The organism is Starkeya nomas, from assembly GCF_902703545.1.
Lineage (GTDB): Bacteria > Pseudomonadota > Alphaproteobacteria > Rhizobiales > Xanthobacteraceae > Ancylobacter > Ancylobacter moscoviensis.
Genome location: NZ_CACSAS010000001.1, coordinates 3157066 through 3180032, shown reverse-complemented (window position 1 = coordinate 3180032; position 22967 = coordinate 3157066). Strand labels below are relative to the sequence as shown.

Sequence of the window (22967 nt, the reverse complement as noted above, 5' to 3'; positions counted from 1 at the left end):
CCGCCGCGCCGGGTCAGCCCTTCAGCAACTGCTCGGCCTCGTCGAGGGCGCGCATGCAGGTGGCGCTGTCGCCGGCCTGATCGGCGGTCTTCGCCCGCTTCAAAGCATCGCTGAGCTGCATCGCGGCCGAGGCGCCGCCCTGCGCCGCCGTGCCGGAGCCGCTGGTCTGCGCGCGGACGTCGGCGGGCGAGGTCGCGCGGTTGCCGACCGTGGCGTTCATGCCGGCGGTGCCGCCCGTGCCGGGCGTTTCGCCGGCCCTCGGCACGCTCTCGTTCGGCGCCGTGGTTGGCATGTCGGTCGAGCGGGTCGGGCCGGAGCCGGCATCGCTGGTCGACAGCGATTTCTCCAACGTAGTGATGCGTTCGGTGCACGGACCGGCCCAGGCGACGCTCGCGACGCCGGCGAAGGCCGTTCCCAGAACGATTGCGGTCATCTTCATGACACTCTCCCGTTTTTGCAACGACATGGGAGAACGACTTTGCGATCCGATACGTTCCACTGAGGAATACTGTACCTCGCGCCAGGTATTATCTGGAGGTCCGGACAATTCCGAAGCCCCTTGCGTTCGGTTCGGGACGGGAGTACATCCCCGCTCGGGCTACCCCTCCCCACCGAGGGGCACCCATCTGGAAGGATGGCTAAAATGACGAATATCGCTCTGCCGGCGGCGAAGCCGGCGAATCCCAATTTTTCTTCTGGTCCCTGCGCCAAGCGTCCCGGCTGGACGCTGGAGGCCTTGAGCGATGCTCCGCTCGGCCGCTCGCACCGTGCCAAGGTCGGCAAGGCGAAGCTGAAGCTCGCCATCGACCTCACCCGCGAAATCCTCGAAATTCCCGCCGACTACCGCATCGGCATCGTTCCCGCGTCCGACACCGGCGCGGTCGAGATGGCGCTGTGGTTGCTGCTCGGCGCCCGCCCGGTCGACATGCTCGCCTGGGAAAGCTTCGGCGAAGGCTGGGTGACGGACGTCGTCAAGCAGCTCAAGCTCAAGGACGCCCGCGTCCTGAAGGCGCCCTATGGCGATCTGCCGGACCTGAACGAGGTGAATTTCGACCACGATGTGGTGTTCACCTGGAACGGCACCACCTCCGGCGTGCGCGTGCCGAACGCGGACTTCATTCCGGCGGACCGCAAGGGCCTGACCATCTGCGACGCCACCTCGGCGGCCTTCGCGCAGGATCTCGACTGGGCCAAGCTCGATGTCGTGACCTTCTCCTGGCAGAAGGTGCTGGGCGGCGAGGCGGCGCACGGCATGCTCATCCTCTCGCCGCGCGCCGTGGAGCGCCTGGAGAGCTACGTGCCGGCGTGGCCGCTGCCGAAGATCTTCCGCATGACCAAGGGTGGCAAGCTGATCGAAGGCATCTTCGAGGGCGAGACGATCAACACCCCGTCCATGCTCTGCGTCGAGGACTACATCGACGCGCTGAACTGGGCGAAGCGGATCGGCGGGCTGAAGGGCCTGCGCGCGCGCTCCGACGCGAACTTCAAGGTGCTCGCCGACTATGTGGCGAAGACGCCCTGGATCGACTTCCTGGCCAAGGACGCGGCGACGCGCTCCAACACCAGCGTGTGCCTCGTCGTCGCCGACCCCGAGGTGAAGGCGCTCGCCGCCGACGCGCAGGCGGCCTTCGCCAAGTCGCTGGCCTCCGCGCTGGAGAAGGCGGGCGTCGCCTATGACGTCGGCGCCTATCGCGACGCTCCGGCGGGCCTGCGCATCTGGGCCGGCGCCACGGTCGAGACGTCCGACCTGGAAACGCTGCTGCCCTGGCTCGACTGGGCCTTCGCCAGCGCCAAGGCGGGCCTCAAGCAGGCCGCCTGATCCTTTCCGCGCGTTCCCCCGCCGCTGACGCGAGGGGACGGCGAAGGGGCCGCTTCCGGCTCGACGGCGAATTGGCTCTCTCCTCCCGGCCGCGTCTCGCCGTCGAACCTTTTTCCGAGCATGCGCCCGACGAACGCTTCGTCGTCCCCTCCCGCCAGCGGCGGGACCCTTTGCCCTCCCGCCAGAGGCGGGTCGACATCAACCGTCTGACTGGACGAAAATCATGGCTCCCCGCGTTCTGATTTCCGATGCCCTTTCGCCCGCCGCCGTGCAGATCTTCAAGGATCGCGGCATCGAGGTGGATTTCCAGCCGGCCCTCGGCAAGGACAAGGACAAGCTCGCCGAGATCATCGGCAATTATGACGGCCTCGCGATCCGCTCGGCGACCAAGGTGACGCCGAAGATCCTCGAGAACGCCACGCGCCTGAAGGTGGTCGGCCGCGCCGGCATCGGCGTCGACAATGTCGATATCCCGGCCGCCACCGCCAAGGGCGTGATCGTGATGAACACGCCGTTCGGCAACTCCATCACCACTGCCGAGCACGCCATCGCGATGATGTTCGCGCTGGCCCGCGAGATCCCCGCCGCCGACGCCTCCACCCAGGCCGGCAAGTGGGAGAAGAACCGCTTCATGGGCGTCGAGCTGACCGCCAAGACGCTCGGCGTCATCGGCTGCGGCAATATCGGCTCCATCGTCGCCGACCGCGCCGTCGGGCTGAAGATGAAGGTCATCGCCTTCGACCCGTTCCTCTCGCCCGAGCGCGCGCTCGACATCGGCGTGGAGAAGGTCGAGCTCGACGACCTGCTGGCCCGCGCCGACATCATCACGCTGCACACGCCGCTGACCGACAAGACCCGGAACGTCCTCTCCGCCGAGGCGCTCGCCAAGACCAAGAAGGGCGTGCGCATCATCAACTGCGCGCGCGGCGGCCTCGTCGACGAGGCGGCGCTGGCGGCGGCACTCGATTCCGGCCAGGTCGCGGGCGCGGCCTTCGACGTGTTCTCCGCCGAGCCGGCGACCGAGAACGTGCTGTTCGGCCACCCCAACGTGATCTGCACTCCGCATCTTGGCGCCTCGACCACCGAGGCGCAGGAGAACGTGGCGCTGCAGGTCGCCGAGCAGATGAGCGACTACCTGCTGCGCGGGGCGATTTCCAACGCGGTGAACTTCCCGTCGATCACCGCCGAGGAAGCCCCGAAGCTGAAGCCCTTCATCGAGCTCGCCGAGAAGCTCGGCTCGTTCGCGGGCCAGCTCACCGACACCGATATCAAGACCGTGCGCATCACCTATGACGGCGCGGTGGCGGGGCTGAAGATCAAGGCGCTGACCTCGGCGGCGGTGGCCGGCCTGCTGCGCCCGGCGCTGCAGGACGTGAACGTCGTCTCCGCCCCGAGCATCGCCAAGGAGCGCGGCATCGTGGTGGAGGAGACCACCCGCGAGATCGCCGGCGACTATGAGAGCCTGGTGACGCTGACGGTGGTGACCGAGAAGATGGAGCGCTCAATCTCCGGCACGGTGTTCGCCGACGGGCGCCCGCGCATCGTCGACATCAAGGGCATCAAGGTCGACGCCGAGTTCGCGCCGTCCATGCTCTACGTCACCAACGAGGACCGGCCGGGCTTCGTCGGCCGCTTCGCCAGCCTGCTGGGCGACGCCGGCATCAACATCGCCACCTTCGCGCTCGGCCGCGACCGCCAGGGCGGCGACGCCATCGCGCTGGTCGAGGTGGACGGCAAGGTGCCGGCGGAACTGCTCGACAAGGTGCAGCAGATCCCCTCGGTCAAGCAGGCCAAGCCGCTGGTGTTCTGAGAACGCCGGCGTGCCGGACGGTCATGGCCGCGGGTCTCCCCGGGGCGATGACCGTGGAAGCCAGAGAAAAAGCCCGGCCGCGTGTACGCGCAGCTGGGCTTTTCGTTTGCGAAGGGGTCGGAAGCGGTCAGAGCGGGAAGGAGGCCCGGTGCAGCTTCGAGGCCGCCTTGGCCAGCGCCACGATCTGCTCCCAGTCGCCCATGTTCACCGCCTCGCTCGGCGCTACCCACGAGCCGCCGACGGCGAGGATGTTGGGCTGGGCGAGGTAGGAGCCGACATTGGACGGGCCGATGCCGCCGGTCGGGCAGAAGCGCAGGTCCGGCAGCGGGCCGGCGAGGGACTTGATGAGGCCGACGCCGCCGACCGATTCGGCCGGGAAGAGCTTGAGCACCGGGAAGCCCAGGGCATGCAATGTCATCGCCTCGGTGGCGGTGGCGCAGCCGGGCATGACCGGCACCGGCGCCTCGGCCAGCGCCTCGGCCAGCGCGGTCGGGCAGCCGGGGCTGACGAGGAAGCGCGCGCCGGCGTCGATGGATTTCTGGATCAGCTCCGGCCGCGTCACCGTGCCGGCGCCGACGATGGCGTCCGGCACCTCGGCGGCGATGGCGGCGATGGCTTCGAGCGCCGCCGGTGTGCGCAGCGTGACCTCGATCAGCGGCAGGCCGCCTTCCGTCAGCGCCCGGGCGAGCTTGACGCCAGTCGCCACGCTGGGGACGGTGACGACGGGAACGACCGGGGCGCGGGCGAGGAGAAAGCTGGGATCGGGAAGCGACATCGGGCACCTTGGTGACTGTTCCGGCCCATCAAGACCACCGGGAGCCGGCTTGTCGAGAGGACCAAGCAAGATTTATGCGACAAGGGCGGGATAATGTTCCGCCCTTGCCTGTAACGCATTAGCCTGACGGACGGACGACGTTCGTTCCGCTTCCACCCGCCGAGTACGCTTCGCATGTTCAAGATCGATTCCGCCTATCCCCGCGACATGATCGGCTATGGCCGCAATCCGCCGGACCCGAAATGGCCGGGCGGCGCGCGGATCGCGGTGCAGTTCGTGGTCAATTACGAGGAAGGCGGCGAGAACTGCATCCTACATGGCGACGCGGCCTCGGAGGCGTTCCTTTCGGAGATCGTCGGCGCCCAGCCCTGGCCGGGCCAGCGGCACATGAACATGGAGTCGATCTACGAGTACGGCTCGCGCGCCGGCTTCTGGCGGCTGTGGCGGCTGTTCACCGCGCGCGGCTTGCCGGTGACGGTCTACGGCGTCGCCACCGCTTTGGCCCGCAACCCGGAAGCGGTGGCGGCGATGAAGGAAGCGGACTGGGAGATTTCCAGCCACGGGCTGAAATGGATCGACTACCGCAACCATTCCCACGCGGCGGAGAAGGCGGATTTCGAGACGGCGATCCGCCTGCACACCGAACTCGTCGGCGAGCGGCCGCTCGGCTGGTACACCGGGCGCACCTCCGAGCATTCGCGGCTTCTGGTGATGGAGGAGGGGGGCTTCCTCTATGATTCCGACATCTATTCCGACGACCTGCCGTTCTGGGTCGAGGGGCCGCGCGGGCCGCATCTCTCCATCCCCTACACGCTCGACACCAACGACATGCGCTTCGCCACGCCGCAGGGCTTCAATTCCGGCGACCAGTTCTTCGCCTATCTGCGCGACAGCTTCGACGCGCTCTATGCCGAGGGGGCGGAGGCGCCGAAGATGCTGAGCATCGGTCTGCACGGGCGGCTCGTCGGGCGGCCGGGAAGGATCGTCGGCCTGCAGCGCTTCCTCGACCATATCGAGAAGCACGACCGGGTTTGGGTGCCGCGCCGCATCGACATCGCCCGGCACTGGCATGCCCACCACAAGCCGGAGTGAGGCTGAGACGCCGGGAGCTCTCAGGTCTCATTGTCGCTCTTGCTGTCGATCCGGCTGTGGGCGATGCGCGGCAGGTGGCCCTGCAGCACATAGATGAGCAGCGCCGTCGACCAGCCGAACATGAGGATGCCGCTGCCGGCGGTCATGGGGCCGAGCAGGCGCGTGCGGGTGCCCTGCAGCACGTCGCCGTAGCCGAGCGTCGTGTAGTTGACGAAGGCGGAGTAGTAGGCATCGGCCGGATCGGCGACGAGATCGCGAATGGCATAGACGGCGGCCCAGAGGCCGACCTCCACCATATGGGCCGCGAGAAGCACGATGTTGACGATGATCAGCGCCACCATGAGGCGCAGATAGGGGCGTTTCACCAGCCATTTCTCGAAGGGAGTGACCATCAGAATCAGCAGGATGGTGGCGCTGAGGTGCACGAGCATCACCAGAAGATTCATGACGATGCCGACGATCATTTCATTCAGCATGATGGTGCTCCCATAACGAATCGGCGGCGCGCGCCATGACCGGCACGATCACTATCCGGCCTCTCGGGGCGAACGAAATATGCCTCGCCGTCGACTGGGCGGCGCAGGAGGGGTGGAATCCCGGTCTCGCCGACGCGGCCTGCTTCGGCGTGGTCGACCCCGAGGGCTTCCTTCTCGCCGAGCTCGACGGCGAACCCGCGGCGACCATCTCGGTGGTGAACTACGACGCGCGCTTCGCCTTTCTCGGCTTCTATATCGTGCGTCCGGACCTGCGCGGGCGCGGCATCGGCTGGAAGCTCTGGCAGGCGGGCCTCGCCCACGCGGGCGGGCGCAGCGTCGGGCTCGACGGCGTGCCGGCGCAGCAGGCGAACTATGCGAAGCAGGGCTTCGCGCTCGCCTACCGCAACATACGCTTCGCCGGGAACCCGGCCACCGGCGAGGCAGGGGATACGGTCGATCTCGCGGACCTGCCCTTCGGCCTCATCGAGGCGAGCGACGGCGAGATCTTTCCGGCGCCGCGCGCCGCCTTCCTGAAGGCGTGGCTTTCGGCGCCGGGGCATATCGGACGCGGGCTGCTGCGGGGCGACAGGCTCGCGGGCTGGGGCGTGGTGCGTCCGGCGCCGGCGGGCCGGAAGATCGGGCCGCTGGTCGCCGAGGACGAGGCGGCGGCCGAGGCGGTGTTTCGCGCGCTGCGGGCGGCGGCGGGTTCCGACGACATCGTGCTCGACGTGCCCGAGCCCAACCCGGCGGCCCTGGCACTGGCCCGGCGCCACGGTCTTGCTCCGGTCTTCGAGACGGCACGGATGTACAGGGGCGCTGTCCGGCCGGTGGCGCTGGAGAAGCTCTACGGCGTCACGAGTTTCGAGCTGGGCTGACGCGCCTGGGTGACCAGAGGGTGGCGATCACCACGCCGAGGAGCACGAGCGCATAGCCGACCGCGTGGTAGAGAAAGGGCTGCTCCCCTAGGAACACGATCGCCAGCGCCGAGCCGAACACCGGCATGAGGTGGAAGAACGGCGCGGCCCGGTTCGGCCCGACGAGCTGGATGCCGCGGATGAAGAACAGATAGGCCAGCACCGAGGGGAAGATGGCGACGTACACGATGGCGGCGATCGCCTGCGCGTCGAAGGTGACGGGCGGGCTGACCATGCGTTCGGCGACGAAAAGCGGGGTGAGCAGCAGCGCGCCGATGGCGAGGCTGTAGCCGAGGAAGCCGAGCTGGGAAAAACCGGGGCGGCGGGCCAGCAGCGCGGAATAGATGCCGTAGATGATCATCGCCGCGATCATCCACAGGTCACCCTGGTTGAACTCGATGTTCGCCAGCACCGCCGGATCGCCCCGGCAGATGATGGTGAGCACGCCCAGCAGGGACAGGCCGATGCCGGCGGCCTGTCCGGCCGAGAGCCGATCGCCGTTCAGCACCAGCGCCCAGAAGGCGATGAGCAGCGGTCCGGTGGACTGGATGAGCAGCGCGTTGAGCGCCGGGGTGAACTCTAGCGCGTGATACTGCATGGTGTTGAACAGCGTGATGCCGGTGAAGGACAGCACGCCGACCAGCAGCCAGTGACGGCGCACCAGCGGCCATTCCGTGCGCATCGCCCGCCAGGCGAAGGGCAGCAGGATGAGCACGGCCAGCACCCAGCGCAGCCAGGCGAGCGTCGCCGGCGGCACATGCCCGGCGATGTGCCGGCCGAGCACGATGTTGCCCGCCCAGAACAGCGGTACCAGGGTGAGCAGCAAGTAAGGCGCGTCCAGCAGGCGGCGGAACATGGCGGGACCGGGTGCGAGGTCGTTGGCGCGCAAATGCTCTAGAGCATTTCCACGTTCTGTGGCACCGGCCGATCCATGAATTAATCTGATTGCCCGGCGCGGGCGGCTTATGACGCGCCGCACGCGCCCGGTTTCAGACGCGGCTCAGCACATGCAGGCGGGTGCCCCAGGGATCGGCGATGGCGAAGCCGCCTTCCACCGGCACGACGCTCTCTCCGGCCGCGAGGATGCGCGCGCGCAGCGCCTCGACCGCCGCGGCATCGGGAAGAACCACCTCGAAATGAACGAGACCGACGCTGCCGGCGGGAGCCGGCCCGCCGCCCCGGCTCTGCCAGATGTTGAGGCCGAGATGGTGGTGGTAATGGCCGGCGCTGACGAACAGCGCGCCCGGATAGCGATCGGTCGTCAGCTCGAAGCCGAGGAGGTCGACATAGAAATGACGGGCACGGGCGATCTCGCCGACCTGCAGATGGACATGACCGACACGGGTGCCGGCGGGCATGGGTGTCCCGACAGTCGCCGTGGCAGGGAGATCGGCGAGCAGGCCGCGCAGGTCGAGCGGGTAGGTCGCCATCTCGACCGTGCGGCCGTCCCAGTTCCATTCGCCGGCCGGGCGATCGCGGTAGATCTCGATGCCGTTGCCGTCCGGATCGTCGAAATAGAGCGCCTCGCTGACCAGATGGTCGGATGCGCCGATACGCACGCCCTGCACGATCAGGCGATTGAGGACGACGGCGAGGGACGGGCGGTCCGGCACGAGAATGGCGACGTGGAACAGGCCGGTGGTGCCGCGCGGACGCGGACGCGCCTCGGGCGCCTCCTCGAGTTCGACGACGACCTCGTCGCCGGCGCCGAGGCGCACGATGCCCTCGGCGGTCCTACCGAGAAGGGTGAGGCCGACCGTGCCGGTGTAGAAGGCGATGGAGCGCGCGGCATCACGCACCCGCAGGCGCACGGCACCCATGTGCAGGGTGGCAGGCAGGGAGGGCGCCTCGGCGAGGGGCGCGACGATTCCGGCATCGGCGGTGATGGTGGTCATGACGGCTCCTTCCGGCGGAAGTTCCGCCGTTTGCATAAAGTTGTGCGGGACGGGCCCGTGCGCAATCGTCCTCCGCTTGCGCGGGTGCAATTGCCTCCTGTCATACCTGCCGACCCGGTTGATCTCCCGGTTGCGGCCTGCCGTCGCGGATGGGCTGTCCTTGCCTGACCCGGAGTCATCCCTTAAGACGATGCAGCCCCGGTCGGACCGTTTCGCCGGGGTTTTGTCTGTGCGGCGGGCACGGCACCATGCCGGCCCCCGGCTCGCAATCAGGAGCGTGGCTCGTGGCGAATGTGGTCGTCGTCGGTTCCCAGTGGGGCGACGAGGGTAAGGGCAAGATCGTCGATTGGCTCAGCGAACAGGCGGACGTCGTCGTTCGCTTCCAGGGCGGCCATAATGCCGGGCATACGCTCGTGGTGGGCAATACCACCTACAAGCTTTCCCTTCTGCCGTCGGGCCTCGTGCGTGGCGCGCGGCTCTCGGTGATCGGCAACGGCGTCGTGCTCGACCCGTGGGCGCTGGTGGACGAGATCGGCCGCATCCGCAACCAGGGCGTCGAGGTGAGCCCCGAGCGGCTGCGCGTGGCGGAGAACGTCGCGCTCATCCTGCCGCTGCACCGCGAGCTCGACGCGATTCGCGAGAATGCGAGCGCCGGCACCAAGATCGGCACCACCAAGCGCGGCATCGGTCCCGCCTATGAGGATAAGGTCGGCCGGCGCGCCATCCGCCTGATGGACCTCGCCTTCCCCGATTCGCTGGATGCCAAGATCGAGCGGCTGCTGGCGCACCACAACGCATTGCGGCGCGGGCTTGGTATCGATGAGGTGGACGGGGTGCGGCTGCGCGCCGAGCTGCTGGAAGTGGCGCCCAAGGTGCTGCCCTTCATGGACCGGGTGTGGGCGCTGCTCGACGATGAGCGCCGGCACGGCTCCAAGATCCTGTTCGAGGGCGCGCAGGGCGCGCTGCTCGATGTCGATCACGGCACCTATCCCTTCGTGACCTCTTCCAACACGGTGGCGGCGCAGGCGGCGACGGGCTCGGGCCTCGGGCCGGGCGCGATCGGCTACGTGCTGGGCATCACCAAGGCCTACACGACCCGTGTCGGCGAAGGGCCGTTCCCGACCGAGCTGCACGACGACACCGGCCGCCGGATCGGCGAGCGGGGCCACGAGTTCGGCACCGTCACCGGCCGTCCGCGCCGTTGCGGCTGGTTCGACGCCACGCTGGTGCGCCAGACCGTGCGCACTTCCGGCATCAACGGCATCGCGCTGACCAAGCTCGACGTGCTCGACGGCTTCAAGGAGCTGAAAGTGTGCACGCGCTACCGGCTCGACGGCCAGGAGATCGACTACTTCCCTGCCGGCCAGGATGCGCAGGCACGGGTCGAGCCGGTCTACGAGACGCTCGAAGGCTGGACCGAATCCACCGCCGGCGCCCGTTCGTGGGTCGACCTGCCGGCCGAGGCTATCAAATATGTGCGCCGCATCGAGGAACTGATCGGTTGCCCGGTGGCGTTGTTGTCAACCAGCCCGGAGCGTGATGATACGATCCTGGTACAGAATCCCTTCGAATCGTGATCGCTCCCTGATCCCCGCCAGCTGATTGCATTATGGCCGACTATTACCCGCTTCTTGCACGCGCCATCGGCGGCCTTCCCGACAAATCCGGGGAGGCGCGCAAGGCCGTTTATGAGCGGGCGCGCCGGGCGCTGCTCGCCCAGCTCCGCGCGGTCGATCCGCCGCTGCCGGAGGACGATGTCCATCGCGAGCAGCAGGCGCTGGAGAATGCCATCGGTCGGCTGGAGGCGGAACATGCCGGCAGCGGGGAAACGGTTTCCTCGCCCGTCGTGCCTCCGGTTCCACCGGTGTCGCGGCCGGCGCCCGAGGTCTCCGCCGCGAAGCCCGCTCCGGAAGGCGCAGAGGCGCCAGAGGTCGGGGCGGCCGGGCGCCATGACTGGCGCAGCGACGCGGCGCGCATGGTGCGCGCCCGCGAGGCCAGCGCAACGGAATACGCCGATGAAACCGAGGTAGCCGAGAACGACATCGGCGAGCCTCAGCAGGAAGAAGCGGCGCCCGCCCGCGGCGGTCGCGGCAAGCTGGTCGCGCTTCTCGCCTTCCTGTTGCTGCTGATTGCGGCTGGCGCGGTCGGCTACACGCAGCGCGAGACCATCCTCGCGCTCGTCGGCGGCCAGACGGCGCCGCGGCCGGCCGCGCAGGCGCCGGCGCGCCCGGCTACGCCCGAGACGCAGAAGTCGACCGACCGCATCACGCAGGCGCCCGACTCGTCGCGTCCCGCGACGAGTGCCCCCGGCAATGCCCCCAGCGAGCAGGACATCAACGCGCCGCAGCGCGCGGTGCTGTTCGAGGAGAGCCCGGGCGGCGGCGAGCAGGGGCTGCAGCAATATGTCGGCACGGTGAAGTGGAGCACCGAGACCAGCCCCGCGAGCAACGGGCAGGCGCCGGATATCGGCATTCGTGGCGACATCACCATTCCGGCCCGCGACATCGCGGTGACGCTGACGCTGCGGCGCAACCAGGATCCCAGCATTCCGGCGTCGCACATCATCGAGGTGCAGTTCCGCCTGCCGCAGAACTTCGACCTCGGCAATGTGTCGAACGTGCCGGGCATGCGGGCGAAGGCTTCGGAAGGCGCCCAGGGCGCGCCGCTGGTGGGCCTCGCGGTGCGGGTGGCGCCGGGCTTCTTCCTGATCGGTCTTTCGGCGCTCGATGCGGATATCCAGCGCAACCTTGCCTTCCTGATCACGCGGAACTGGCTCGACCTGCCGATCGTGTTCGAGAACGGGCGCCGCGCCATTCTGGTGCTGGAGAAGGGGGCCGCGGGCAACGCCGCCTTCCGCAAGGCCTTCACCGAGTGGGGGCTTGCCGTGCCGCCGGAGCAGGAAAACAACTGACGCTCCGTGCGGCGTCGTTTGGCGCCGTCGACGCTTGCGAGATTCAGCCCCGCTTCATGTCCTTTGCCATGCGCGACGCGCAGGGGCACCATCTGGCATTAGGTATACCAGATACCCGAGGCCTCCGTTATGTTGCGCTGCAACAGACGGATGATCGGAGAAAGCGCATGTTCGAGACGGTGTTTCCCGTCCTGCCGCTGCTCATCGTTTGCCATGCGTGGATGACGATCCTGATCGCCGAAACGCTTGAGAACGAAGAGACCGCAGGCCTTCCACCGGAATGCTACCCGGCCTGAAACGAAAAGCCCCGCGGCATCGCTGCCGCGGGGCTTTCTGTTGGTGGTGTCGGCCTGGAGGCCGCGGCGTCAGGCCGCGACGCGCTTGTTGAGCACGTCGACCAGCGTCTTGCCGAGACGGGCCGGGGAGGGGGAGACCACGATGCCTGCCTCTTCCATCGCCGCGATCTTGTCCTCGGCGCCGCCCTTGCCGCCGGAGATGATGGCGCCGGCATGGCCCATGCGGCGGCCGGGAGGAGCGGTGCGGCCGGCGATGAAGCCGACCATCGGCTTCTTGCGGCCGCGCTTGGCCTCGTCCTTGAGGAACTGGGCCGCTTCTTCCTCGGCCGAGCCGCCGATTTCGCCGATCATGACGATCGACTCGGTGGCGTCGTCCGCGAGGAACAGCTCCAGCACGTCGATGAACTCGGTGCCCTTGACCGGATCGCCGCCGATGCCGACCGCGGTGGTCTGGCCGAGGCCTTCCTGCGAGGTCTGGAACACCGCCTCATAGGTCAGCGTGCCCGAGCGCGAGACCACGCCGACCGAGCCCTTCTTGAAGATGTTGGCCGGCATGATGCCGATCTTCGATTCGCCAGCGGTGACGATGCCGGGGCAGTTCGGGCCGACGAGGCGCGACTTCGAGCCGTCCAACGCGCGGCGCACCTTCACCATGTCGAGCACCGGAATGCCCTCGGTGATGCAGACGATGAGCGGGATCTCCGCCGCGATCGCCTCGCAGATGGCATCGGCCGCGCCCGGGGGCGGCACGTAGATGACCGAGGCGTCGGCGCCGGTCTTCTCACGCGCCTCGGCGACGGTGTCGAACACCGGCAGGCCGAGATGGGTGGTGCCGCCCTTGCCCGGCGAGGTGCCGCCGACCACCTTCGAGCCATAGGCGAGTGCCTGCTCAGAGTGGAAGGTGCCGTTCTTGCCGGTGAAGCCCTGGGTGATGATCTTGGTTTCCTTGGTCAGCAGAACCGACATCACGCAGCCTCCTTCACGGCCTTGACGATCTTCTGGGCGGCGTCGTCGAGATCGTCCGCCGGGATGACGTTCAGTCCCGAGTCGCGGATGATCTGTTTGCCTTCCTCGACATTTGTTCCTTCGAGGCGGACGACCAGCGGAACCTGGAGGCCGACCGCCTTCACCGCGGCGATGACGCCGCGCGCGATGACGTCGCACTTCATGATGCCGCCGAAGATGTTGACGAGGATGCCCTTCACGTTCGGGTCGGCGGTGATGATCTTGAACGCCGCCGTCACCTTCTCCTCGGTGGCGCCGCCGCCCACGTCGAGGAAGTTCGCCGGGCTTTCGCCGTAGAGCTTGATGATGTCGAGCGTGGCCATGGCGAGGCCGGCGCCATTCACCATGCAGCCGATGGTGCCGTCGAGGGCGATATAGGCGAGGTCGTACTTCGAGGCCTCGATCTCCTTGGCGTCCTCCTCGGTCTCATCGCGCAGGGCGACGACGTCCGGGTGACGGTAGAGCGAGTTCGAATCGAAGGAGATCTTGGCGTCGAGGCACTTCAGCTTGCCGTCCTTGGTGACGACCAGCGGATTGATCTCGAGCATCGCCATGTCCTTGCCGACGAAGGCGGCATAGAGCTTGGTCACGAGATCGCCCGCCTGCTTGGCGAGATCGCCGGTGAGGCCGAGCGCCTGCGCGACGGTGCGCCCGTGATGGGGCATGACGCCGGTGGCCGGATCGACCGAGAAGGTGTGGATCTTCTCGGGGGTCGAGTGGGCGACTTCCTCGATGTCCATGCCGCCTTCCGTGGAGACGACGAAGGCAACGCGCGAGGTGGCGCGGTCGACGAGGGCGGAGAGGTAGAACTCCTTGTCGATGTCGGAGCCTTCCTCGATGTAGACGCGGTTGACCTGCTTGCCGGCGGGGCCGGTCTGGATGGTCACCAGCGTCTTGCCGAGGATCTGCTTGGCATTGGCGGCGGCTTCGGCGGCGGACTTGACGACGCGCACGCCGCCCTTCTCGCCCGCGTCGGCTTCCTTGAACTTGCCCTTGCCGCGTCCGCCGGCGTGGATCTGGCTCTTCACCACCCACACCGGACCGGGAATCTTGGCCGCCGCGGCCTCGGCTTCGACCGCCGCAAGAATGGCAACGCCGTTCGGCACCGGGACCCCGAATTCGCGGAGCACCCCCTTGGCCTGGTATTCATGGATATTCATTAAATCCGCTCCTCCACAACCGGACGGCCGGGAGGGCATAGGGCCTGAAGCGCATGGCGCGAAGCCCTTGGCCTTCCCGTCGATTGGCGTATCCTATTTCCCTATAGGCGCTCGCGCGCCGGGGCGCTACTGCACGAAAGTGTTGCTGAGCGTCCCGATGCCCTCGATCACGATTTCAACCGTGTTGCTCGGGGCCTTCATGGTGCCGACGCCGATCGACGTGCCGCAGCAGATGATGTCGCCGGGGTTGAGCGTCATGTCGTGCGAGATGCGGCTGACCAGCCGCTGCGCGGGAAATACCATGTCGCTGATCGGGTAGCGCTGGCGCTCTTCGCCGTTGAGCACGGTGCGCACGACGAGGCTGGCGGGGTCGACATCGGTCGCCACCACCGGGCCGAAGGGGCCGAAGCCGTCGAAGCTCTTGGCCCGCACCCACTGCGCGAAGGTGGCGTCCTTGTTGATGATGTCGGCGGCGGTGATGTCGTTCACGCAGGTGTAGCCGAAGATGTAGTCGCCGGCTTCCTCCTCGGACACCGCGGTCGCCTTGCGGCCGATCACGATGCCCAGCTCGCCCTCATAGACGATTTTGCCGTCATAGGAGGCCGGCCGGCGTACGGTGGCGCCGGGGCTGGTGAGGCTGGAGCCGGCCTTCAGCAGATAGAGCGGATCGGCCGGCACCGGCGAATTGAGCTTCGCGGCGAGGGCGTGGAAATTGTTCCACAGCGCGATGACCTTGGTCGGTTCGGTGGGGCTGAGCAACTCGACCTCGGCGAGCGCGACGCGCTCCCCGGTCGGCGTCGCGCCGTTGAACATGTTGCCGCTGTGAACGGTGATGGTGTCGCCCTCGAGCGTGCCGAAGCCGGCCGCGCCCGAGCGCTGGAAACGAACCCAATGTGCCATTTTTCGTCGAACTCAGTTGTAGCAGCCGGCGATCTGCGCGCGCTGGCGGACCAGGCTGAGCACGACGTCGATGGTCGGGGTCGGGATGCCCGCGAGACGGCCCATCTCCTGCACCACGGTGACGAGCGGGTCGATCTCCATGGCGCGCGAACGCTCCAGGTCCTGCAGCATGGAGGTCTTGTGCGCGCCGACCGCACCGGCACCGTCGATGCGCCGCTCGACGCCGACGCGGAAGTTCACGCCGGACTGGACGGCGATCTCCTGCGCCTCGAGCATCATCGCCTTGGCGACCGCGCGGGTGCCCGGATCGGAGGCGATCACGTCGAGGGTGGCGTGGGTGAGCGCGCTGATCGGGTTGAAGCAGAGATTGCCCCACAGCTTCAGCCACAGTTCGTCGCGGATGTTCGGCAGTACCGGCGCGCGCATGCCGCCGGCGGCGAAGGCCTCGGACAGCTTGGTGGCGCGCTCGGTGATCTCCCCGGAGGGCTCGCCCAGCGGGAACTTGTCGCCGTAGACGTGCTTGATGACGCCCGGCTCGATCACTTCGGTCGCGGGATAGACGATGCAGCCGATGGCGCGCTCGGGGCGCAGGCCGTTCCACTGCTTGCCGCCCGGATCGACGCTCTCCAGCGTGCGGCCTTCGAGCTGGTCGCCGTGCTTGTAGTAGTACCAGTACGGCACGCCGTTCACCGCGGTGACGACAGCGGTGTCGTTGCCCAGCAGCGGCTGCATGGCGTCGACGACGCCCGGCACCGAATGGGCCTTGAGCGCCACGATGACGTAATCCTGCGGGCCGAGGTCGGCCGGGTTGTCGGAGCAGGGAATGTGCTCGACACGCTCCTCGTCGTCGATGAGCAGCTTGAGGCCGTTGCGCTTCATCGCTTCGAGATGGGCACCGCGGGCGACGAGGCTCACGTCGACACCCGCCCGCTTGAGCTGGACGCCGACATAGCCGCCGATCGCGCCGGCACCGTAGATGCAGACCTTCATGGGACTCCCTCCTGCGTCCGGGCTACCCCCGCGGTGCCCGGAACTTGTTTGGTATTTTGTATGCCATGATTGGGGACGACAGGTCCCTCGTCAAGGGCGAATTCAAGGGCGTGATAATACGTCGCGCATGTTGTGCCGCTTCGCGTGTCCTGCGGGGCGTGTTTGCGACGTGTCTTATAAGTTACTTCGGCGAATGCCGGCTTGTCCACGGTGTATAGGCCAGAACAATTGTCTGTCTGACTACGCAAAAGACTACCCCGGCAGCGGGGTTCCACTACCGGGGCAGCAATCCTTACTTATTCTGGCAGAAACAGATCGGGGGCGCCTGAGCGCCCCCGAAAGGTGTTCTGAATTATGAATTCACTTCCCGTCAGGCATCGGGAGCGACGGTGTGGTTGGCGAGCATCTCCAGCGCCTTCACCAGCGCCGAATGGTCCCACGCCGCCCCGCCATTCGCCGCGCAGGCGCTGAAAAGCTGCTGCGCCAGCGCCGTCGCCGGAAGCGCCATCTGAAGCTGCCGCGCCCCCGTCAGAGCGAGGTTCAGGTCCTTCTGGTGCAGCTCGATCCGGAAGCCCGGGTTGAAGGTCCGCTTCACCATCCGCTCCCCATGCACCTCGAGGATGCGCGAATTGGCGAAGCCGCCCATCAGCGCCTCGCGCACCTTCGCCGGGTCGGCGCCCGCCTTGGAGGCGAACAACAGCGCCTCGCCCACCGCCTGGATGGTCAGCGCCACAATGATCTGGTTCGCCACCTTGGTGGTCTGCCCGTCGCCATTGCCGCCCACCAGCGTGATGTTCTTGCCCATCTTCTCGAACAGCGGCTTCACCGTCGCGAACGCCGCCTCCGGCCCGCCGACCATGATGGTCAGCGAGGCCGCCTTGGCGCCGACCTCGCCGCCCGACACCGGCGCGTCGAGATAGTCGCAGCCCAGCGCGTTGATCTTCGCGGCGAACTCCTTCGTCTCCACCGGCGCGATCGACGACATGTCCACCACGATCTTGCCCGCCGAAAGACCCGACGCAATGCCGTTCTCACCGAAGAGGGCGGCGTTCACATGCGGGGTGTCCGGCACCATGGTGATGATGATGTCGGCGTTCTTGGCGACCTCGGCGCCGCTGGCGCAGGCGATGCCGCCCTTGCCCGTCAGCTCGGCCGACACCGGCTTGACGTCATAGAGATAGAGCGTGTGGCCCGCGTCGATGAGGTGACCGGCCATGGGCGCGCCCATGATGCCCAGACCGACAAATCCAACCTTCGCCATCGTCTTTTCCTCGTTTTCCCAGACGGTATTCTTGAATGTCGTTTCTTGACCGGACGTGGCTCAGGCCGCGCCGGTGAGCGCCTTGAGCCAGCCGAGGCCCGCCTCGGTGTCGCCCTTCGGCTTGTACTCGCACCCGACCCAGCCGGCGTAGCCGATGGAGTCGAGGTAGCGGAACAGGAACTCGTAGTTGATCTCGCCCGTGCCCGGCTCGTTGCGGCCGGGATTGTCGGCGAGCTGGATATGCGCGATCAGTGGCAGGTTCGCCTCGATGGTGCGGGCGAGATCCCCTTCCATGATCTGCATGTGATAGATGTCGTACTGGATGAAGAGGTTGTCGGAACCGACTTCCTCGATGATGTCCTTGGCCTGCTTCGTGTAGTTCAGGAAGAAGCCCGGGATGTCGCGCGTGTTGATCGGCTCGATCAGCAGCTTGAGGCCGGCATCCTTGATGCGCGGCGCGGCGTATTTCAGGTTTTCCACGAAGGTCTTGTGCAGCACGGCGCGGTCCACCCCGGCGGGCACGATGCCGGCGAGGATGTTGACCTGCGGGCAGCCGAGCGCGGTGGCGTAGGTGATCGCCTTGCCGACGCCCGCGCGGAATTCCTCCACGCGGTCGGGCAGGATGGCGATGCCGCGCTCGCCGCCGCCCCAGTTGCCGGCCGGCAGGTTGTGCAGCACCTGACTGAGGCCGTTGGCCTTCAGGCGGGCCACCAGCTCCTCGACCGGGAAGTCATAGGGGAAGAGGTACTCGACGCCGGTGAAGCCGGCGGCGGCGGCCTTCTCGAACCGGTCGAGGAAGGGCACCTCGTTGAACAGCATGGTGAGATTGGCGGCAAAACGGGGCATGGACCGCTCCTAGGCAGGGACAGGTTTGTTTGACGCGGGGCAGGGCCGGTGAAGGCCATGCCCCGACGGTATGGGCGCGCCGCCTCGATGGCATGAAAGCGCGCAAGGCGGAAGTACGCGGCTTCCGCCGAAGTACGGACGGGGCGGCGGCCGGCCACTGCCGGGCTGCGCGCCACCCCGCGCGATCAGGCCTTTTCCGTGACGCCTTCCAGCGGGAGGTCGAGCACTTCCTCGAACTCGTTGACCGCGTCGATCTCGGTGCCCATGGCGATGTTGGTGACGCGCTCGAGGATGAACTCCATCACCACCGGAACCTGATGTTCCTTCATCAGGGCCTTGGCGCGCACGAAGGCGTCCTTGAACTCGTTGGGCGAGGAAACGCGCACCGCCTTGCAGCCGAGGCCTTCCGCGACGGCCACGTGGTCGACGCCGTAGCCGGCATTCTCGTCGGCATTGATGTTGTCGAAGGCGAGCGAGACCTCGAAGTCCATGTTGAAGCCGCGCTGCGCCTGACGGATCAGGCCCAGATAGGAGTTGTTCACGACCACATGGATGTAGGGCAGCTTGTGCTGGGCGCCGACCGCGAGCTCCTCGATGAGGAACTGGAAGTCGTAGTCGCCCGACAGGGCCACGATCTCGGCATCGGGATCTGCCGCGCGCACGCCGAGCGCCGCTGGCAGGGTCCAGCCCAGCGGGCCGGCCTGGCCGCAGTTGATCCAGTTGCGCGGCTTGTAGACGTGGAGCATCTGCGCGCCCGCGATCTGGCTGAGGCCGATGGTCGAGACATAGCGGGTGTCGCGGCCGAACGCCTCGTTCATCTCCTCATAGACGCGCTGCGGCTTCAGCGGCACGTTGTCGAAGTGCGTCTTGCGCAGCATGGTCTTCTTGCGGTCGAGGCATTCCTTGGCCCAGGCCGAGCGGTCCTTCAGCTTGCCGGCGGCCTTGTATTCCTTCGCCACCTCGATGAAGAGGTCGAGCGCCGCGCCGGCGTCCGAGACGATGCCGAGATCGGGGCCGAAGACACGGCCGATCTGCGTCGGCTCGATGTCGACGTGAATGAACTTGCGGTCCTTGGTGTAGACCTCGACCGAGCCGGTGTGGCGGTTCGCCCAGCGATTGCCGATGCCGAACACGAAGTCCGAGGCGAGCATGTTGGCGTTGCCGTAGCGGTGCGACGTCTGCAGGCCGCACATGCCGGCCATCAGGTCGTGGTCGTCCGGGATCGTGCCCCAGCCCATGAGGGTCGGGATGACCGGCACGCCGGTGAGTTCGGCGAACGCGACCAGCTTGTCGGAGGCGTCCGCATTGATGATGCCGCCGCCGGAGACGATGAGCGGGCGCTCGGCCTCGTTCAGCATGGCGATGGCCTTTTCGGCCTGCTTGCGGGTCGCCTTGGGCTTGTAGACTTCCAGCGGGGCGTAGGTGTCCTCATCGAACTCGATCTCGGCGAGCTGGACGTCGATCGGCAGGTCGATCAGCACCGGGCCAGGGCGGCCCGAGCGCATGACGTGGAACGCCTGCTGGAACACCATCGGCACCAGCGCCGGCTCACGCACCATCACCGCCCACTTGGCGACCGGCTTGGCGATCGATTCGATGTCGATCGCCTGGAAGTCTTCCTTGTAGAGACGCGCGCGCGGCGCCTGGCCGGTGATGCACAGGATCGGGATCGAATCGGCGGCAGCCGAGTAGAGGCCGGTGATCATGTCGGTGCCCGCCGGGCCCGAGGTGCCGATGCACACGCCGATATTGCCGGCCTTGGCGCGGGTGTAGCCTTCCGCCATGTGCGAGGCTGCCTCGACATGGCGCGCCAGCACGTGGCGCGTCTGCCCATGGGCCCGCATCGCGGAATAGAGCGGATTGATCGCGGCGCCGGGCACGCCGAAAGCGGTGGTCACCCCTTCCTTGGCGAGAACCCGGATTGCGGCATCGACAGCACGCATCTTGGCCATGGCAACTCCTCCTGGCGTCGTTGTCGCCGGCGGAGCGTCGCCCTGGATCGCAGGGCTGGCGGCGCTCGGCCGGCTTTCGAACTCTGTTCAAAATCTCCGGTTCCGGTGGCCGCCGAGGCGCGCGGCGCCGGGGTTTCATCAACCGGGCGCCATGCTGCGGAGCGGCATGATTCTTCCCGCGTTGCGGGATGAATTTCCGAAATCGCGGAAAACATGCCACGTCACCCCCATTTCCGCAATACGGGATATATTTCTGATTTGCGAAAATTAGACGAATGCGCCTTTATGCTAGGAAGGGTACGTGCCGACCGATGGCATAAGATCGGCAGACGGCGGGTGGCGCCGGGATCGGGTATCCCGTTCCCGCTGCCCGACTTCGGAGGTGAGTTGCAGATGAACCAGGCTGTCCCGACCGTGCGCCGTCGCGGCCGCCCTTCCTCGACGGGCGGGGCGGAGGGCGGCGGGGAAGTCCAGTCGCTCGACCGCGCCATCGCGCTGCTCGAGGTGCTGGCGCGCGAGGACGGCCTGACGCTGAGCGAGGTGGCGCGGGCGGCCGAGCTGCCGACCTCCACCGTGCACCGCCTGCTCACCACGCTGGAGCGGCGCGGTCTCGTCGGCCACGACCCCGCGACGGGGCAGTGGATGGTGGGCATCGGGCTCTTCCGCGTCGGCTCGGCTTACCTGCGCATCCGCAAGCTGCCGGAGATCGCGCGCTCCCTGCTGCGCGAGCTGTCGCACGGGGTGAACGAGACGGTAAACCTGTCGCTGATCGAGGGGCCTCATCTCATCTGCGTCGCGCAGGTGGAGAGCCACGCGGCGGTGCGCGCCTTCTTCCGCATCGGCGGCGACCTGCCGATCCATGCCTCCGGCGGCGGCAAGGCGATCCTGGCAGGGATGAACCCGGAGGCCCGGCGCGCCTGGCTCGGCGGCGACCAGCTCCAGCGCTTCACCGAGCACACCCATGTGAGCCGGCGGGCGCTGCAGTCCGATCTCGCGGAGATCGCCGAGCGCGGCTATTCCATCGACGACGAGGAGCACACGCCCGGCATGCGCTGCGTGGCGGCGGCGGTGCTCGACGAATGGCGCGAGCCGGTGGGCGCGATCTCGATCTCGGCGCCGACGGTCCGCATGCCGCCCGAGCGCATCGCCGATCTCGGCGCGCGGGTGCGCGAGGCGGCGCGGCGGCTGACGACGCAATATTCGGGGCGATGAGCCCCCGAGCTTTTTTCACCGCATAAAAAAATGCCGGCGCGAAGCCGCGCCGGCACCAGTCGCCTAGGAGGAACCGAACGTCGGGCAAACCCTTCGTTCCGCTCCGGGAGGCTCTGTGGCCCGCCCGTCCGCCGCGGATATGCCGCGCAGCCTTGAAGCGGGGGCCGATCGTTCCGCGCTTGCCCCCGCGGAGGGGAGGGCGGCGCGCAGGGCGCCGCCCGGCGGGACGGTCGATCAGACCGCCTTCGCGTCGTGCATCGCAGCGATTTCTTCCTGCGAGTAGCCGAGCTGGGCGAGCACCTCGTTGGTGTGCTGGCCGAGTAGCGGTGAGGCGGTCACCTCGACCTCGACGTCCGAGAACTTGATCGGCGAGCCGACGGTCAGGTACTTGCCAAGCTTGGGGTGATCGACCTCGACCACGGTGCCGCTCTTGCGCAGCGACGGGTCGTTGGCGATCTCCTTCATCGACAGCACCGGGGCGCAGGGGATGTCGAACTTGCGCAGGATGTCGATGGCTTCGAACTTCGTCTTGTCGGCGAGCCAGCTCTCGATGAAGGCGAAGATGTCGAAGATCTTGTCCTGACGGGCCTCGGCGGTGTTGTAGGCCGGGTCGTCGATCCACTCCGGCTTGCCCAGCGCCTTGCAGATCGGCGCCCAGGCATGGCCCTGGATGGTGAAGTAGATGTAGGCGTTCGGGTCGGTTTCCCAGCCCTTGCACTTCAGCACCCAACCCGGTTGGCCGCCGCCGCCCGCGTTGCCGCCGCGCGGCACCACGTCCGAGAACTCGCCATGCGGATACTGGGGGTACTCCTCGAGATAGCCGAGGGCGTCGAGACGCTGCTGGTCGCGCAGCTTGACGCGGCAGAGGTTGAGCACCGAGTCCTGCATCGACACGGCGACCTTCTGGCCCTTGCCGGTCTTGATCTTCTGGTGCAGCGCCGTGAGGATGCCGATGGCGAGGTGCATGCCGGTGTTGCTGTCACCGAGCGCGGCAGCCGACACGGTCGGCGGGCCGTCCCAGAAGCCGGTGGTGGAGGCGGCGCCGCCCGCGCACTGCGCGACGTTCTCGTAGACCTTCAGGTCCTCATAGGCGTGGCCTTCCGAGAAGCCCTTCACCGAGGCGAGGATCATGCCCGGGTTGAGCGACTGGATGTGCTCCCAGGTGAAGCCCATGCGGTCCAGAGCGCCGGGGCCGAAATTCTCGACCATGACGTCCGACTCTTTGATGAGCTTGGTCAGGACTTCCTTGCCCTGCGCCGTCTTGGTGTCCAGCGTCAGCGAGCGCTTGTTGGAGTTCAGCATGGTGAAGTACAGCGCGTCGGCGTCCTTGACGTGACGCAGCTGCGAGCGCGTGACGTCGCCCGCGCCGGGGCGCTCGACCTTGATGACGTCGGCGCCGAACCAGGCGAGGAGCTGCGTGCAGGCCGGACCAGCCTGAACGTGCGTGAAATCGATGATCTTAATACCTTCGAGGGGCTTAGACATCGTGGTCGACTTCCCTTTTAAGCGTTAACCATTCGACGGAGGCTCACCCTGCCGCCGCAATGAGATTTTCCATCCGTTCTGAATGGAAAAGCTTTCCTTCTCCCCATGCTCCGCTTCACGAAGAAAGCGCGAGCAACTCCCAGGTGGTGATCGACTTCGAAAATACTT

At 67.3% G+C, this 22967-nt stretch carries 21 protein-coding genes; 8 read left to right on the top strand and 13 right to left on the bottom strand.

The window, feature by feature from the left end; translation table 11 throughout:
• Window positions 1-13: 13 nt before the first annotated feature.
• Window positions 14-439: a hypothetical protein gene (locus STARVERO_RS15180; RefSeq protein WP_244616779.1), complete on the bottom strand. Its 426-nt coding sequence runs from the start codon at window positions 437-439 to the stop codon at window positions 14-16.
• Window positions 440-643: 204 nt separating this feature from the next.
• Here STARVERO_RS15180 and STARVERO_RS15175 point away from each other — a divergent pair, with 204 nt between their 5' ends.
• Together STARVERO_RS15175 and serA are read left to right on the top strand one after the other, a co-directional pair.
• The gene (locus STARVERO_RS15175) at window positions 644-1819 is read left to right on the top strand and encodes a phosphoserine transaminase (RefSeq protein WP_159599772.1); all 1176 of its coding nucleotides are present in this window, start codon (window positions 644-646) and stop codon (window positions 1817-1819) included.
• Window positions 1820-2039: 220 nt separating this feature from the next.
• Window positions 2040-3629 (top strand): phosphoglycerate dehydrogenase, encoded by a 1590-nt coding sequence (gene serA / locus STARVERO_RS15170; protein WP_200837916.1) that lies wholly within the window; start codon window positions 2040-2042, stop codon window positions 3627-3629.
• A 127-nt stretch (window positions 3630-3756) separates the two neighbouring features.
• On the opposite strand, the gene eda is transcribed toward serA, so the two are convergent.
• A complete protein-coding gene (eda, locus tag STARVERO_RS15165) occupies window positions 3757-4404 on the bottom strand; it encodes a bifunctional 4-hydroxy-2-oxoglutarate aldolase/2-dehydro-3-deoxy-phosphogluconate aldolase (RefSeq protein ID WP_144344239.1) in 648 nt (215 codons plus the stop codon).
• A gap of 174 nt (window positions 4405-4578) precedes the next feature.
• Between eda and puuE the strand changes: the two genes are divergently transcribed.
• Window positions 4579-5496, top strand: a complete 918-nt coding sequence (gene puuE / locus STARVERO_RS15160) for an allantoinase PuuE (RefSeq protein ID WP_144344240.1) — start codon at window positions 4579-4581, stop codon at window positions 5494-5496.
• Between the two features lie 20 nt (window positions 5497-5516).
• On the opposite strand, the gene STARVERO_RS15155 is transcribed toward puuE, so the two are convergent.
• Window positions 5517-5972, bottom strand: a complete 456-nt coding sequence (locus STARVERO_RS15155) for an ion channel (RefSeq protein ID WP_159599768.1) — start codon at window positions 5970-5972, stop codon at window positions 5517-5519.
• Window positions 5973-6007: 35 nt separating this feature from the next.
• Between STARVERO_RS15155 and STARVERO_RS15150 the strand changes: the two genes are divergently transcribed.
• A complete protein-coding gene (locus STARVERO_RS15150) occupies window positions 6008-6847 on the top strand; it encodes a GNAT family N-acetyltransferase (protein ID WP_159599766.1) in 840 nt (279 codons plus the stop codon).
• On the opposite strand, the gene STARVERO_RS15145 is transcribed toward STARVERO_RS15150, so the two are convergent.
• Both STARVERO_RS15145 and STARVERO_RS15140 read right to left on the bottom strand, forming a co-directional pair.
• Window positions 6825-7775 carry a DMT family transporter gene (locus STARVERO_RS15145; RefSeq protein ID WP_308677795.1) on the bottom strand — a complete coding sequence of 317 codons (951 nt, stop codon included), beginning with the start codon at window positions 7773-7775 and terminating at the stop codon, window positions 6825-6827. The genes STARVERO_RS15150 and STARVERO_RS15145 overlap by 23 nt on opposite strands.
• Before the next feature lie 100 nt (window positions 7776-7875).
• Window positions 7876-8781, bottom strand: coding sequence for a VOC family protein (locus STARVERO_RS15140; protein ID WP_200837823.1), 906 nt, complete (start codon window positions 8779-8781; stop codon window positions 7876-7878).
• Between the two features lie 284 nt (window positions 8782-9065).
• Here STARVERO_RS15140 and STARVERO_RS15135 point away from each other — a divergent pair, with 284 nt between their 5' ends.
• From STARVERO_RS15135 to STARVERO_RS23710, 3 genes are all read left to right on the top strand, one after another.
• Complete coding sequence (locus STARVERO_RS15135; RefSeq protein WP_144344244.1) at window positions 9066-10358, top strand: adenylosuccinate synthase; 1293 nt, start codon at window positions 9066-9068, stop codon at window positions 10356-10358.
• 32 nt (window positions 10359-10390) lie between these two features.
• Window positions 10391-11692, top strand: a complete 1302-nt coding sequence (locus STARVERO_RS15130) for a hypothetical protein (protein ID WP_159599762.1) — start codon at window positions 10391-10393, stop codon at window positions 11690-11692.
• A 167-nt stretch (window positions 11693-11859) separates the two neighbouring features.
• Window positions 11860-11988, top strand: coding sequence for a hypothetical protein (locus tag STARVERO_RS23710; RefSeq protein ID WP_272482981.1), 129 nt, complete (start codon window positions 11860-11862; stop codon window positions 11986-11988).
• A gap of 69 nt (window positions 11989-12057) precedes the next feature.
• Here the strand turns inward: STARVERO_RS23710 and sucD are convergent, their stop codons facing one another.
• The 7 genes from sucD to gcl all read right to left on the bottom strand — a co-directional run bounded on the left by sucD (window position 12058) and on the right by gcl (window position 20102).
• On the bottom strand, window positions 12058-12954 hold the full coding sequence (sucD, locus tag STARVERO_RS15125) for a succinate--CoA ligase subunit alpha (RefSeq protein WP_144344246.1): 897 nt from the start codon (window positions 12952-12954) through the stop codon (window positions 12058-12060).
• The gene (sucC, locus tag STARVERO_RS15120; RefSeq protein WP_159599760.1) at window positions 12954-14153 is read right to left on the bottom strand and encodes an ADP-forming succinate--CoA ligase subunit beta; all 1200 of its coding nucleotides are present in this window, start codon (window positions 14151-14153) and stop codon (window positions 12954-12956) included. The genes sucD and sucC overlap by 1 nt, the downstream gene beginning before the upstream one ends.
• 126 nt (window positions 14154-14279) lie before the next feature.
• Entirely contained in the window at window positions 14280-15053 is a 774-nt protein-coding gene (locus tag STARVERO_RS15115) for a fumarylacetoacetate hydrolase family protein (RefSeq protein WP_159599758.1), read from the bottom strand.
• Window positions 15054-15065: 12 nt separating this feature from the next.
• Window positions 15066-16043: a 2-dehydropantoate 2-reductase gene (locus tag STARVERO_RS15110; protein WP_144344249.1), complete on the bottom strand. Its 978-nt coding sequence runs from the start codon at window positions 16041-16043 to the stop codon at window positions 15066-15068.
• Window positions 16044-16413: 370 nt separating this feature from the next.
• Complete coding sequence (locus STARVERO_RS15105; RefSeq protein ID WP_144344250.1) at window positions 16414-17304, bottom strand: 2-hydroxy-3-oxopropionate reductase; 891 nt, start codon at window positions 17302-17304, stop codon at window positions 16414-16416.
• Between the two features lie 60 nt (window positions 17305-17364).
• Window positions 17365-18150, bottom strand: coding sequence for a hydroxypyruvate isomerase (gene hyi / locus STARVERO_RS15100; RefSeq protein ID WP_159599756.1), 786 nt, complete (start codon window positions 18148-18150; stop codon window positions 17365-17367).
• A 185-nt stretch (window positions 18151-18335) separates the two neighbouring features.
• Window positions 18336-20102 carry a glyoxylate carboligase gene (gene gcl / locus STARVERO_RS15095; RefSeq protein WP_144344252.1) on the bottom strand — a complete coding sequence of 589 codons (1767 nt, stop codon included), beginning with the start codon at window positions 20100-20102 and terminating at the stop codon, window positions 18336-18338.
• A 393-nt stretch (window positions 20103-20495) separates the two neighbouring features.
• Here gcl and STARVERO_RS15090 point away from each other — a divergent pair, with 393 nt between their 5' ends.
• Window positions 20496-21314 carry an IclR family transcriptional regulator gene (locus STARVERO_RS15090; protein ID WP_144344253.1) on the top strand — a complete coding sequence of 273 codons (819 nt, stop codon included), beginning with the start codon at window positions 20496-20498 and terminating at the stop codon, window positions 21312-21314.
• 234 nt (window positions 21315-21548) lie between these two features.
• Here the strand turns inward: STARVERO_RS15090 and frc are convergent, their stop codons facing one another.
• A complete protein-coding gene (gene frc / locus STARVERO_RS15085) occupies window positions 21549-22799 on the bottom strand; it encodes a formyl-CoA transferase (RefSeq protein ID WP_144344254.1) in 1251 nt (416 codons plus the stop codon).
• Window positions 22800-22967: the final 168 nt, after the last annotated feature.

Coding starts and splice junctions, on each gene's coding strand:
- STARVERO_RS15180 (WP_244616779.1), bottom strand. CDS start 439: ATGAAGATGACCGCAATCGTTCTGGGAACGGCCTTCGCCGGCGTCGCG.
- STARVERO_RS15175 (WP_159599772.1), top strand. CDS start 644: ATGACGAATATCGCTCTGCCGGCGGCGAAGCCGGCGAATCCCAATTTT.
- eda (WP_144344239.1), bottom strand. CDS start 4,404: ATGTCGCTTCCCGATCCCAGCTTTCTCCTCGCCCGCGCCCCGGTCGTT.
- puuE (WP_144344240.1), top strand. CDS start 4,579: ATGTTCAAGATCGATTCCGCCTATCCCCGCGACATGATCGGCTATGGC.
- STARVERO_RS15155 (WP_159599768.1), bottom strand. CDS start 5,972: ATGCTGAATGAAATGATCGTCGGCATCGTCATGAATCTTCTGGTGATG.
- STARVERO_RS15150 (WP_159599766.1), top strand. CDS start 6,008: ATGACCGGCACGATCACTATCCGGCCTCTCGGGGCGAACGAAATATGC.
- STARVERO_RS15140 (WP_200837823.1), bottom strand. CDS start 8,781: ATGACCACCATCACCGCCGATGCCGGAATCGTCGCGCCCCTCGCCGAG.
- STARVERO_RS15130 (WP_159599762.1), top strand. CDS start 10,391: ATGGCCGACTATTACCCGCTTCTTGCACGCGCCATCGGCGGCCTTCCC.
- STARVERO_RS23710 (WP_272482981.1), top strand. CDS start 11,860: ATGTTCGAGACGGTGTTTCCCGTCCTGCCGCTGCTCATCGTTTGCCAT.
- sucD (WP_144344246.1), bottom strand. CDS start 12,954: ATGTCGGTTCTGCTGACCAAGGAAACCAAGATCATCACCCAGGGCTTC.
- sucC (WP_159599760.1), bottom strand. CDS start 14,153: ATGAATATCCATGAATACCAGGCCAAGGGGGTGCTCCGCGAATTCGGG.
- STARVERO_RS15115 (WP_159599758.1), bottom strand. CDS start 15,053: ATGGCACATTGGGTTCGTTTCCAGCGCTCGGGCGCGGCCGGCTTCGGC.
- STARVERO_RS15110 (WP_144344249.1), bottom strand. CDS start 16,043: ATGAAGGTCTGCATCTACGGTGCCGGCGCGATCGGCGGCTATGTCGGC.
- STARVERO_RS15105 (WP_144344250.1), bottom strand. CDS start 17,304: ATGGCGAAGGTTGGATTTGTCGGTCTGGGCATCATGGGCGCGCCCATG.
- hyi (WP_159599756.1), bottom strand. CDS start 18,150: ATGCCCCGTTTTGCCGCCAATCTCACCATGCTGTTCAACGAGGTGCCC.
- gcl (WP_144344252.1), bottom strand. CDS start 20,102: ATGGCCAAGATGCGTGCTGTCGATGCCGCAATCCGGGTTCTCGCCAAG.
- STARVERO_RS15090 (WP_144344253.1), top strand. CDS start 20,496: ATGAACCAGGCTGTCCCGACCGTGCGCCGTCGCGGCCGCCCTTCCTCG.
- frc (WP_144344254.1), bottom strand. CDS start 22,799: ATGTCTAAGCCCCTCGAAGGTATTAAGATCATCGATTTCACGCACGTT.